The organism is Ignavibacteriota bacterium (genome assembly GCA_016707525.1).
Taxonomy (GTDB): Bacteria; Bacteroidota; Ignavibacteria; order UBA10030; family UBA6906; genus JAGDMK01.
In genome coordinates, this window is sequence record JADJHP010000010.1 from 1 (window position 1) to 12,572 (window position 12,572).

Below are 12,572 nucleotides of genomic sequence, written 5' to 3' on the forward strand. Positions count from 1 at the left end.
CCCGCGCAGACCGCGTTCCGGCGGTCCATCGATGGCCGCGCCATGCCGGCGGTTTCGTGTTCTGTACAACGCGATAGCGCGGGCGCCACCATCACGTGCCGGCTCGATGCACGGAATGACGCGATCACGGCAGCATCGGTGTCGCTCGCAACATACACCGGTGCACACGTCGCCACGTTGCCCCTTGCGGATAACGGTCTGCATGATGACGGTGTCGCGGGCGATGGCATCTGGGGAGGCTCTACGCGCATCCCCGTCTGCTCCTCTGGCCTGAAAGCGAGCGCCGTGCTCACCTACGCCGGAGGTACGGAAGCCCGTTGGGAGAATGTTGCCGATCATATCACCACAGCCAGGCTGTCTGTGGTGTCGTTCGGCGTGGCGTCGGACAACATCAACAGCGACGGCATCGCGAACCCCGGCGAGAACGCTCGCTATGTGTTCGCGTTGAGGAATGATTCCCCCCTTGATCTCCGGATCTTGATCACACGTCCGAACCCGCTCGCGAATAATGGAACGTACGCCATCCCCATGCTGCCCGGTCACGCGGTGTTCCGGCCTCGCTACGACGTGAACGATGCGGCAACATACTTCATCTTTGACGTCCCTGCGGGATACACGGACTCCACGGTGCACATCGAGATCGCTGACCACGGACGACAGTCTGAATGTGGCCCGACACCTGATCTTTCCCGTCCGTCCCTTCCCCGCCACACCGTACGCGACACCGCTCGCCATGCGACAGGGAAGGCTTCCGGGGCGTATGCCGTCCAGATCGTGGATCCGACCCGGGTCAGGGACCATCTGTATGTCGTGAGGGGTGTCGATAGCGCCGGCGCAGTCGGAAGCTACACCGTGAAGGATTCGACGACGGGGGAAGTGGTGATCCCGCCGCATACGATCCCGGATGAACTCGGACACACAAGCCCGGTCGTGGACGGCTTCAAAGTGCTCCGGGGAACGATCGATGTGCATCCCGGCATGAAGTCCTGGATGGTGCCGTCGGGCGTGCGCCGCTTCACGCCGGTGGGCGGGCTTAACCGCGTTGGGTTGGAGGGGTTCAGTGCTGCGAATGACACGGATGCGTACGATCCGGCGCGCGGAACGATCGGGGGCGATGCATCACCTTCGGGGGTCGGTACAACGCTCAGAGCGTCGGACTGTCATGCGGTGCTGCTCAAGCTCGCGGCGGTGGACAACGTGAATCTCTGGGACCCGAAGAGCGTGCCGGTTGATGCGAATCCTCCCGGTGCGTACCGGTATCTGGGTTCGGCAACATCCGCTGCAGGACAACCGGCGTTCGCCCCCTGGATCATCAACCGGGAAGCGGGGTATCCCTATCAGGACTACAATCACAGCGTGCCGTTCTCCGCGTGGGATATGACTGCGGATCCGCCGGTGCGCCTTGCGGTCGGACATATGGAGACCAATGTTGCCTCCGGACTCGTCGACGGCCGCTACTGGCCCGGATATTATCAGAATGTGGAGAACAGCCAGGCGTTGGAGTTTGCGTTCATATTCAGTGCCCCGTACACGGACACGCCGGATCCGGCACTCGCCGTGAACCTGTCCAACAACGCCGGCACACCGCTCATGTGGGTGATGACGTGTGGCCGCCGCGAGGAAGCTCCCTGGGTGAAAGGCGATGAGTTCATGATCATCCCCCACCACATTCCGACCTCGCAGGATGCGTGGCTCTTCAACCCCGCGGTGATCGCAGGAGTGCAGGGGTCCGAAAGCCCCACGTCGTTCGCGTTGCTCCAGAACTATCCGAACCCGTTCAACCCTGTGACGACGATACGGTACGAGCTTCCGGCGCAGAGCGAAGTGACGATCACGGTGTACGATGTGCTCGGCCGCGCGGTGCGGCATCTGGTACGCGAAGTGCAGCCCGCCGGGTCGCACACGGTGTTGTGGCATGCGGATACCGATGCCGGCGGTACTGTTGCGAGTGGTGTGTACTTCTACCGGTACACCGCTGCGCGTTCCGACCGCAGCGGTCTGTACGAACGAACCATGAAGATGATCCTTCTCCGATGAACAGGAGATCTCCTCCATGCCATGACCAGGTGAGGCACGCCGGTACGTGAACGGCGGTCCTTCACGGCGCCGCCGTTCTTGTGACTCGCTTGTGACATTCCCATGACATGTCCGGCCGGTGCACTCGCTATCATGTCCGCAAGGACACGGTGCCATGAAGAAGAAGAAGTGATTCGGTCGTGCACGGCAATCCCGGGACCTGACGACATGGCCCGCATCCTCAACGATGCGCTGGCACATACGCGCAACCGCAGTACATGTGCACGCCGGACCTGGGCTACCGCTTCGACTATTCCCGATCGACAGCACGAAGATCTTCTTCATGCCGGTCCTGCTCGGGGTGGGATGCCGGAACACATGCGACTACTGCTGCATCGGGACCCTGTACAAGGGGCACTACTACCTGCGCAAGCTGCCGACCGTGCTTGACGAACTCGCAGAACTCCGCCGGAGAACCCGCCGGAGCGCTTTCGTCGAGACCAACAGCTACAACAACCGCGACTACCTCCGGCGTGTGTGCCGTGCGATGATCGACCGCGGGTTCCAATTCATCTGGGGCGCGCAGTCGACGGTCGATATCGGCGACGACCCGGAGACGCTTGCGCTGATGAGAAAGGCCGGATGCCGCGTGCTGTTCATCGGCATGGAGGCCATCGAGCAGATGAACCTCGACGCGGTGCACAAGCCGTATGCGGTGTCCTCGTACGAGCGCAAGATCAGGACGATCCACGAGGCAGGGATCAGGATCGCGGGATTCTTCATGTATGGACTGGATGGCGACACCACAGCGACTGCCGCGCAGATGAGCAGGTTCATCATCCGGCATCGCATCGCATTACCCATGGTGAATGTCCTCGTTCCAACGCCGGGTACCCCGCTCTACGAACGGCTCAAACGCGATGACCGGGTGCTGATGAAGGACGAGCAGGAATTCCTCACGAACAATCCCACATACAACTCCTCTTTCAACCTCTGTTTCTACAAGCCCCGGAACATGACCCCGGCGGAGGTGGAGGAGGGGTTCGTGGAACTGCTCGAGAAGGCTGTCGGATACTGGCAGGTCCTGCGGCGATCGGTCACCACCGACATCGCACTCTCCCTGTTCCTGCTCTATATGAACTATCTGTTCAGAAAGAATGTCTCACGCTCAGGAAACAGCGCAATGAACAGCAGCTTCAACCCTCAGGCGGCCGGACGCTCCAGACGGCCGACGCGGCAGGACCCCGGCCCTGACAATGTTGCCATGGCCGACGGGTCGAACCACGTGATCGAGGCAACACTCCTCCGCTATCTCCGCGAGGAATGCCTTCCCGGCAATGGATCCGTCACCGTAGGCCTCGACGACAACCTGTTCGACCGTGGGATCGTGGATTCCGCCGGCCTGATCTCGTTCATCGGATTCATGGAAAAGGAGTTCGGCCTGACGATCCCGGACGAGGACCTCCTTCCGGACAACTTCATGTCGGTGGCGGCGATCGCCCGGTATGTCCGATCGCATCAACAGGAGCCCCATGGCAGCCAGCAGAAAATGTCTCGTCTGGGATCTTGACGACACCCTCTGGGACGGCATCCGGCTCGAAGGGCCGGTGACGCTCAGGAAGGCGGTCGTCGAGGCGATCACGGAACTTGACCGCCGCGGCATTCTCCATTCCATCGCCAGCAGGGGCGAAGAGGACCTCGCGTTGGAGACGCTGAAGGAGTGCCGGGTCCGGGATCTCTTCCTCGTCCCGAAGATCAACTGGCTCCCGAAGTCGCAGAACATCACGGCGATCGCACATGAACTGGGGATCTCCCTGGACGCAATGGCATTCATCGATGACGACGCATTCGAGCGTGAACAGGTGGCCCACATGCTCCCCGCGGTGATGACCATACCGGCCTTGCAGGCCCCGGAACTCCCCTCGCACCCTGCCTTTACACCCACAACGGCCAGTGCAGAGGCGGCACACCGCCGGCAGATGTACCAGGCGGAAATGACCAGACGAAGCACGGAACATCAGTTCGCATCGCGGGAAGACTTCCTCGCCTCCTGTGCGATGACCCTGACGTTACGGGAGATGGCCCGGGAGGATATCCCCCGCGTCCTGGAGTTGATGACACGGACACATCAACTGAACACGACCGAGCATCGCCCATCCGCAGACCTCGAGGCGATCGTGACGTCAGATCACGGCGCGAGGAGCGTCGTCGTTGCCCGGCTCACCGACCGGTTCGGCGGCTACGGGATCATCGGTGTGGCCGTCGCGTCGAGGCAGGATGCACGATGGGTGCTGGAGTATCTTGCACTTTCCTGCCGCGTGATGGGCCGTGGCATCGAACGGGCCATCCTGGGGACCCTCATCGGGCAGGTGATGCACACCGGACAGATCGCCGTGGAGGCGGAATTCCGGGATACGGGCCGGAACCGGATGATGCGTGCACTCTACCAGATGATGGGATTCCTTCCTTCGGACCCCGATGCGCGTGGGATCGTGACCTTCCGCCTGAACCCGGCCTCCTGTGCTCGGAGTGCCATCATGGGTGCATGTCCAATGAGAATTCTCCTCGTTGATATCCTCCGCACCTCCTCGAGGAAGTGTGGCCGTCGGCCGAACACTCGCTCGGCTCATGTACCTCGCCGCGGCGGTCCGTCGTGAATTCGGCGACGGTATCGATGTCGCGATCTGGACGCTCATCTCCAGTTCCCGTCAGCCCGACCAGGAACGGACGGAACTCCTGAAGCAGATGGAAGAGTACCGTCCGGACATTGTCGGCATCCGCTCCCTGTCGATCGGACAGGATGCGTATCATCGTGCGGCGCGGACGATCAAGGAGCGGGATCCGGAATGTCTGGTCGTAGCCGGCGGGCCGTATGGCACGGACGATCCCGCGGGTGTGCTGTGCGATGGGTACACGGACTGCGTGGTCATCGGCGAAGGGGAGGTCACCTTCAATGAGCTCGTTCGCTGCGTGAAGAACGGCCTTCCCTGCAGGCGATCGCCGGGATCGTCCACCGCCGAACGGAACCATCATCCGGACAGAACCCGTGCCACGATCCAGGACCTCGAATCAGCGCCGATGCCGGACTACTCGTTGATCGACCCGAGCGCTTTTCCAACCGGTATCTCACGTTCACGTCGAAGATCTCGAAACCCCATGCCAACATCATGACCACCAGGGGGTGCCCGTACCGCTGCGCGTACTGTCACAACATCCTCGGGAAGACATTCCGGGTGCGCTCACCGGAACACGTCATGCGCGAGATCCGGATGATCCATGATACCTACGGGATCACGGACTTTCAGGTCATCGACGATATCTTCAATCTGGATATGGACCGCGCCAAGAAGATCTGCGATCTGATCGTCGGGAGCAGGTTGCCGCTCACGTTGTCGTTCCCGAATGCGATCCGCAGCGATCGCGTGGACGAGGAGCTCATCGACAAGATGGCGGCCGCGGGAACGAAGTTCATCTCGATCGCCATCGAGACCGCATCGCCACGCCTGCAGCGGCTGATCCGGAAGAATCTCGATCTGGACAGGGCATTCAAGGCCATCGACACCATCACGCGCGTGGGGATCGTCACGCGGGGCTTCTTCATGATCGGTTTCCCGACCGAAACTGAGGATGAAGCCCGGCAGACGATCGAATACGCCAAGGCATCGAGCCTGTGCGGGTGCAACGTTCTTCACGGTCGTCTACTTTCCCGGGACCGATCTGTACCGGATCGCCCGGTCGCTGGGGTACTTCACCGATCAACCGTTCAACGTGCAGGGACTATGTGAACGTCGGCGAGGGACCGTACGAAGATTCGATCTCGCAACGCTCACGGAGCTGAAGAAGAAGGCGATCTCGGGAGTTCGCTTTCACGCGGGAGCGTCTCACAGGTCCTCCGGCTTCTCCTGGCTATTTCACACAACGGGAGATCGACGGCTTCCTCATGGCCTATGTGGTGAGCCCAGGGCGGCGCTGGACGACATCGATGATCCGTATGTGCGGCAGATCCTGAAGCGCTACTTCGCCGTTGCGAACACCTTCTCAAAGAAGAATGAATTCTATGTCTGAACCGAAAGGCGCCGGAAGCACCAGGGCGTTCTATGAACGCTATCACTTCCCCGGACATCGGCCCGTCGATCAGGACGGACTCATCTTCCTCCGGCATTTCTCGAAGGCACTCGAACAGCAGTGCAGGGACGACGCGCGGCGGCCCTGCCGTGTTCTGGACGCCGGATGCGGCACCGGCAATACGTCCGTATCGCTCGCCAGACGCCTTCACGGATGTCTCGTTCCAGGGGATCGACCGCTCGAGACGTTCGCTGGCCTCGGCGCGCGGTGCGGCACGATGCGAAGGGCTGAAGAATGTACGGTTTCGGGGATGGGACCTTCTTGTCCCGCTCTCCCGGGGACCGCTACGATATCGTGCTGTCTCTCGGTGTGTTGCATCATACGGCGGATATGGCGCGTGTGCTTCGTAACCTGCGCCGGGCGCTGAAGCGGCCGGGACTGCTGTTCCTTTGGATCTACGGGAAGCACGGGCGATACAACCACACGCTGACCCGGCGTGCCCTCGCATATCTCGTCGCAACACTCCCCCCGCGGAAGGCACTGGATGTCGCAACGGCATTCGTCCACGATGGTGGCACCGGCCAGGCCCTTGCGGATCTTGTCGGGAAGGTCCCTGTGACCGCCCTGCAGCGCGAGGCATTCGAAAGCCCGGTCTGGATCGCGGATCAATTCCTCGTTCCCCATGAGGACCTGCTTGACATGGAGGGGCTGCTTGCTCTGGTGCAACGAACGGGATTCACGGTCGAATGCGACATCGGGCGGCATGCGGTGAAGGAGGACTGGTGTGCGGTGCCAGTGCTCCGCGACCGTCTCCGGCGGTTACCAGCGCGTGAACAGTTGATCGTGCAGGACCTGCTTGCGAAACCCGAGCGATATTTCGTCATCCTTTCGTCCCACCGACTGAGCGGAGCGCCGGCATGTACGTCCTTGGCTATAGCGGCTTCACACGGGATGCCCGGCATGGGCAGGGAAGACGGAGTCCCTTCGCGAACACAGCCCGGGATCTTGACTCCCTCTTCGCGTTCAGGGATGGCGAGGTGCCGTTCCCTCTGTTCCCGCTCGGATACTTCGGACACGACGCCTCTGCGGCCCTTCTCCATGATGGGCGGGTGGTGGCCTGTGCCGCGGAGGAACGGTTCACGCGCGTGAAGTACTCCTGAACCTTGCCGGCAACACCCTCCTTCCCGTGAACGCCGTGCGCTATTGCATCGCCGAGGCAGGGATCACGATGGACGATGTGGATCTCGTCGCTCACTACTGTGCGTTCACTTCTGCCTGGTGGATCGCCGGTGCGATCTTCTGCGGCCGTTCCTGAGTGACGCAGACCTCACCCGGCTCCGTGCATCGTACGGCGATGTCTATGAGGAGATGATGAGCCACGGATGCCGTGCACAGGCAGTTCACGGCAATGGCGGGTGCAGCCCGCGGTGTCTGGTGCCGGTCCGCCATCACCGTGCGCATGCCGCAAGCGCCTTCTTCCCGTCAGGGTTTCCGGAGGCCCCTGGTCGCCACGATGGATGGCACCGGCGAGGTGGAAAGCGGCATGATCGCGGTCGGGAGTGGAGGAGCATCACGGAGATCGCGACGGCCTCTTTGCCGGCCTCGCTTGGCACCCTGTATCTGATCATCACCGTCTTCCTCGGCTTCAGGAGTCTGGGGGACGAATACAAGGTGATGGGGCTTGCGTCGTATGGCGATCCGTCGCGATACAGGCGCGCGTTCGAACGGTTCGTGCAGCTCGGCCCGGACGGCACGTATGGAACCCCGCTTTTGCCTGGTGAAGCATTGAAGGACCATCTGCTGTCCGAACTCGGCCTGCCACGCGCGCCCGGAGAAGAGCTGGGATCGCGTCACGCGGACATCGCCGCGGCGCTTCAGGATGCGCTCCATCGGGCGGTCATGCATGTACTTGCCCATGCACGCCATGAAACAGGACTGGATCGTCTCTGCCTTGGGGGGCGTGGCCCTCAACTGTACGCTCAACGGCGTGATCGCGCGCTCGGGTCTGTTCAAGCGGGTCTTGTGCAACCGCCTCGGGCGACGAGGGCTGGCATCGGTGCGGCATATGCGGCGTATCTGGAGGAGACCGGCGGGGAATTGCCCGATGATCGGCGGTGGAGCACGCGTACTGGGGACCGGGGTATGCTGACGGCGAGGTGATGAACGCCCTGCAGGAATTCTCGGACCGCGTGAGCTGCGTGCGCAGCGAAGATATCGTCAATGAGACGGCTGCGCGGCTGGCCTCAGGTCAGGTCGTGGGATGGTATCAGGGGAGAATGGAATTCGGGCCGCGGGCACTGGGGAACAGGAGCATTCTGGCGGATCCAAGGGATGCGGGGATGAAGGACAGGATCAACGAGAAGGTCAAGCGCCGGGAACAGTTCAGGCCCTTCGCTCCGGCCATCCCGTGCGAACGTGCCGCCGAGTTTTTTGATATGAGCGGACTGCCGGAGTCGCCCTTCATGCTCTTCACGGTGCCCGTGTGGGAACAGTGCAGAGCGGTCATTCCTGCTGTGACGCATGTTGACGGGACCGCCCGCCTCCAGACCGTAGCGCGGGCCACGAACCCCCGCTTCTGGGATCTGCTGCATGCCTTCGGCCGGCTGACCGGCGTACCGGTCTTGTTGAATACGTCGTTCAATGTCAGGAATGAACCGATCGTATGCACACCGCATGATGCCTGCGCATGCTTTGTATCGACGGAGATCGACTGCCTCGTCATCGTGACTACATCGCCACGAAACGGGTGCCGCAATGACAGGGAAGACCGCACTCGTCACCGGCGCTTCGGGCTTCATCGGGCGGCACATGGTTTCCGCGCTCGCCGGCCGTGGGTATCAGGTGCGTGCCGGCATGCGGGATCCTGAGCATGGGACGGCCGGCGACGGTCAGGCCAATGTGACCCCGGTGCACATCGAGATCCTCGACAGATCGACACTCTGCGCGGCGATGGAGGGGGTCGATGTCGTGTTTCACTTTGCGGCGCTCCTCGATCCCTCGAGATCGCGGGAAGAACTCTATGCGGTGAACATCGACGGTACGCGCAATGTCTGGGAATGTGCTGCGGCGTGTGGTGTGGGCAAAGCGGTGTATTGTAGCAGCACGGCGGTGTATGGCCTTCTGACGCACAGGATGGCTCCGGTCACCGAGGGAACGAGCGCATGTGCCGTGGAACCGTATGGCCGGTCCAAGCTCCTTGGCGAAGAGGCGGCCCTGGAGGTTGCACGCCGGACCGGCCTCCATACGACCATCATCAGACCGGTGGCGGTGTTCGGTCCGGAGGAGCACACGCCGTTCGGCAGGGACTTCCGGGATGCGGCAATGTCGAGGATCCTTGTTGCCGGGGGATTTCAGGATCGGGAGTTCAGCTACGTGCATGTGGAGGATGTTGCGCATGCTGCCATGCATCTCGTTGAGTATGATCACGCGAGCGGAGAGATCTACAACATTGCCGTCAGTGAGCCCGTTTCATTTGAAGAAGCCTTCACCACGTTCGTGCGGGTTCTGGAGAAGGCCGGGAGAAAGTATGCAAGGGTGCGGATGCTTGCCTCCATCTCATCGGTCCTTCACCGCGCACCGACACTGCTTGCATGGTTGACGTCGGTCGGGGGCAGAGGGTCTTCTTTCGTATCTGGCACCCGGGGTACGATGTGTCGTACTCCTCCGGCAAACTGCTCCGTACGTCGTCTTTCGCCTTCGCCATGCGGCGTTTGAAGGAGGTGCTCTCTTCCTGCATGCGGGAATGAACGATGCGGAGGTGGGGAGAAGAGTCGATCGGTGGTGTTTGACTTTGGACCCACCGCGGGGTATATTTCTCTCGCGATCTGCATACTGTGTGCTGCGAGACCTTGCGCACGGCGACCATGCCGGTGGCAGTGGGCCCGATGCTAAGGGGGGGGGCGTCCGATGATGCGAACTTCAATACGCCGTCTGGCGGTACGCACGATTCTCGTGCTCGTAACGCTCTCCGCTTCCCACGGAGGCGCCCTTTCCTTCGTCTGCATCTCCGGCCGTGCCGCCGGCAAGGAGAGACCCGCTGCCTCCCGCACGACGCTGACAAACGATTCCTACCGTCCCCTCCTGATCAGCAGCGTCTTCGAATTACTACGGCAACAACGGCGACGGGTCGAACAACCCGTTCTCCACGAACAACGAGGGGTTTGAGTTCCCCGCAGGAACCACCAAAACGACCGTGTTCCAGGATGGTCTTGTCTGGGGCGGCTATCACAAAGGCCGTGCTATTCCGAAAGTGGGTGGTTCGGTATCCGCCATGGACTCGGGCCGGCCCCATCGTGACGAACGGAAGCCGTCCGCGGACCCCGTTGCCGCGGATGCCAGCCTGCCGTCGCACCGGATGTATCGCGTGCGTCCGGATGTTCATCCGGGCAAGGCGTTCGCGGACGTTGAAGCGATGCTGAATGCCGAAGAGGTGTCGTACATCTCCCGCTACGAAACCGTGACCACACGCGACCTGTATGACCGGTACATAGAGGATTGGAACGAGTGGCCGGCCGCCCTCGGCGCGCCATTCACGGATGTGAACGGGAACGGGTCGTATGACCCTGCTGTGGATGTCCCCGGACAGCCCGGCGCGGACCAAACGCTCTGGTACGTGGCGAACGATCTGGATACCGCGCGTACGCAGTACCTCGCCGGTTGCCCGCCGATCGGGATCGAGATGCAGCGCACGATCTGGGGATACCGGCGCGGCGGCGTGATCGGCAATACGATCTTCAGCAGCACGCTGCTCATCAACAAGAGCGGCGCGCGGGTGGATAGCATGTACATCGCGCAGTGGTCCGATCCGGACCTCGGATCCGCGGGCGATGATCTCGTGGGTTGCGATACGACGCGCGACCTCGGCTATGTGTACAATGGAGCGGTGACCGACCCCGTGTACGGTTCCGCCGTGCCCGCGGTGGGCTATGCTCTTCTGCAGGGGCCGGTGGTTGCAGGTACTCCAACGGACACAGCGTTGTTCCTGTCCTCGCACCGGCCGGGCTTCAGGAACCTGCGGCTGAGTGCGTTCACGCTCTTCGGAACCCCGTTCGGCGATCCGGTGCAGGGGGTGAACGGAGATGTGCAATGGTACCGCATCCTGAAAGGCCTGACACACGGTGCGGGGGTCCCGTTCGTCGATCCGCTGACCGGCAAGACGACCGCGTTCTGTCTCGCCGGCGACCCGGTGTTGTCCACCGACGGGAGTGCAGGGTGGGTGGACGGATTGGGTGGCTCCACGCCGGCCGACCGCCGTTTCAACATGATGATGGGCCCCTTCACGTTCGCCAACGGGGACACGCAACAGGTGATCGTTGCCTGTTTCGCCTCGCAGGGAGTGAACCGCCTTGCGAGCATCGCAACGATGCGGTCCGATCTCCGGGCTGTGCAGAGTGCGTATGCGAGTTTCACCACCGGCCGGCACATGCCCGCTATCGTTTGCTCCGCGTCCTCTGACAGCACACAGGCTGCCGTATCATTCAGGGTTGATGCGCGGGGCGCATCCGTGACATCCGCCGCGATCGTGCTCTCGACCTACACCGGACAGCCCGTCACTGCGTTCGTCCTTTCGGATGATGGGCTGGACGATGATGGCGCCTCGGGCGACGGCATCTGGGGAGGAACGACGTACGTCCCCCTCCGGCGCACAGGGCTGAAAGCCGATCTGCACCTCACGTATCTCGATGGCGATACGATCGTGTGGAACAACGCGGTGGATCATATCACCACCGCCCCACTCATGATAGCGTCACATACCCTGGTGTCCGACAATATCAACAGCGACGGCATCGCGAACCCCGGGGAGAACGTCCGCTTCGTGTTCTCGCTGAGGAATGATTCCCCCTTCCCGCTGTCGAACCTGACCGCCACGGGAACGTTGCGGGACCCGGAGCGTGGTTGGTACGACATCCCGGTGCTGAACAGCGGTGCGCTGTTCCAGCGCGCATATGATGCGGTCGATGGCACGAGCTACTTTTCCTTCGATGTGCCGCCGTCGTATCCGGATACGGTCTTCCGCGTGCCGATCGTCATGAAGGATGACAGCGCCAATATCTGGCGCGACACGCTGATTTCCCGGTGCAGGTCCCCCGGGGAAGGTGTACACAACGCCCCTGATGCATGCGGCAGGAAAGGCATCGGGCGAATATCACATTCAGATCGTCGATCCTGCGAAGGTGAAGAACCACCTCTATGTGATACGCGGTGACTACAGTACGGGGGACGGCCCGGACGTTCACGCTGAAGGACTCCACGACGGGCGTCGTTCTGCCTGACCACCATCCTGAACCCGACATGCTCGGGCACACTATTCCGGTGGTGGACGGATTCAAGGTGCTCCTTGGAACGATGGACCGGAACCCCGGCATGCGGTCGTGGGCGGTGCCGTAGGGGACGCTCAGGTTCTCGCCCACAGGCGGGTACCGGGGCCTTTGGTTGGAGGGGTTCAGCACTTCGGCCGACCCGTTTGTGTATGACCACACGCGGGGAACGAT

General features: G+C 62.1%; 11 protein-coding genes. All 11 read left to right on the forward strand.

The window, feature by feature from the left end:
* Positions 1-2,037 (forward strand): T9SS type A sorting domain-containing protein (locus IPI01_15630; protein ID MBK7259200.1); only part of this gene is annotated, 2,037 nt, incomplete at its 5' end.
* Positions 2,038-2,359: 322 nt separating this feature from the next.
* Entirely contained in the window at positions 2,360-3,586 is a 1,227-nt protein-coding gene (locus IPI01_15635) for a radical SAM protein (GenBank protein ID MBK7259201.1), read from the forward strand.
* Positions 3,549-4,673: an HAD-IIIC family phosphatase gene (locus IPI01_15640; GenBank protein ID MBK7259202.1), complete on the forward strand. Its 1,125-nt coding sequence runs from the start codon at positions 3,549-3,551 to the stop codon at positions 4,671-4,673. Before IPI01_15635 ends, IPI01_15640 begins: the two co-directional genes overlap by 38 nt.
* The gene (locus IPI01_15645) at positions 4,615-5,187 is read left to right on the forward strand and encodes a cobalamin-dependent protein (GenBank protein MBK7259203.1); all 573 of its coding nucleotides are present in this window, start codon (positions 4,615-4,617) and stop codon (positions 5,185-5,187) included. Before IPI01_15640 ends, IPI01_15645 begins: the two co-directional genes overlap by 59 nt.
* The gene (locus IPI01_15650) at positions 5,184-5,801 is read left to right on the forward strand and encodes a radical SAM protein (protein MBK7259204.1); all 618 of its coding nucleotides are present in this window, start codon (positions 5,184-5,186) and stop codon (positions 5,799-5,801) included. The genes IPI01_15645 and IPI01_15650 overlap by 4 nt, the downstream gene beginning before the upstream one ends.
* A gap of 601 nt (positions 5,802-6,402) precedes the next feature.
* Positions 6,403-7,230: a class I SAM-dependent methyltransferase gene (locus tag IPI01_15655; protein ID MBK7259205.1), complete on the forward strand. Its 828-nt coding sequence runs from the start codon at positions 6,403-6,405 to the stop codon at positions 7,228-7,230.
* Positions 7,231-7,359: 129 nt separating this feature from the next.
* Entirely contained in the window at positions 7,360-8,241 is an 882-nt protein-coding gene (locus IPI01_15660; protein ID MBK7259206.1) for a hypothetical protein, read from the forward strand.
* A complete protein-coding gene (locus IPI01_15665; GenBank protein ID MBK7259207.1) occupies positions 8,196-8,948 on the forward strand; it encodes a hypothetical protein in 753 nt (250 codons plus the stop codon). Before IPI01_15660 ends, IPI01_15665 begins: the two co-directional genes overlap by 46 nt.
* Entirely contained in the window at positions 8,836-9,795 is a 960-nt protein-coding gene (locus tag IPI01_15670) for an NAD-dependent epimerase/dehydratase family protein (GenBank protein MBK7259208.1), read from the forward strand. Before IPI01_15665 ends, IPI01_15670 begins: the two co-directional genes overlap by 113 nt.
* A 556-nt stretch (positions 9,796-10,351) precedes the next feature.
* A complete protein-coding gene (locus IPI01_15675) occupies positions 10,352-12,286 on the forward strand; it encodes a hypothetical protein (protein MBK7259209.1) in 1,935 nt (644 codons plus the stop codon).
* Positions 12,283-12,468, forward strand: coding sequence for a hypothetical protein (locus IPI01_15680; protein ID MBK7259210.1), 186 nt, complete (start codon positions 12,283-12,285; stop codon positions 12,466-12,468). Before IPI01_15675 ends, IPI01_15680 begins: the two co-directional genes overlap by 4 nt.
* Positions 12,469-12,572 lie beyond the last annotated feature (104 nt).

Excerpts from the sequence above, each read along its gene's own strand:
- IPI01_15635 (MBK7259201.1), top strand. The coding sequence starts at position 2,360 with ATGCCGGTCCTGCTCGGGGTGGGATGCCGGAACACATGCGACTACTGC.
- IPI01_15670 (MBK7259208.1), top strand. The coding sequence starts at position 8,836 with ATGACAGGGAAGACCGCACTCGTCACCGGCGCTTCGGGCTTCATCGGG.
- IPI01_15650 (MBK7259204.1), top strand. The coding sequence starts at position 5,184 with ATGACCACCAGGGGGTGCCCGTACCGCTGCGCGTACTGTCACAACATC.
- IPI01_15675 (MBK7259209.1), top strand. The coding sequence starts at position 10,352 with ATGGACTCGGGCCGGCCCCATCGTGACGAACGGAAGCCGTCCGCGGAC.
- IPI01_15640 (MBK7259202.1), top strand. The coding sequence starts at position 3,549 with ATGGCAGCCAGCAGAAAATGTCTCGTCTGGGATCTTGACGACACCCTC.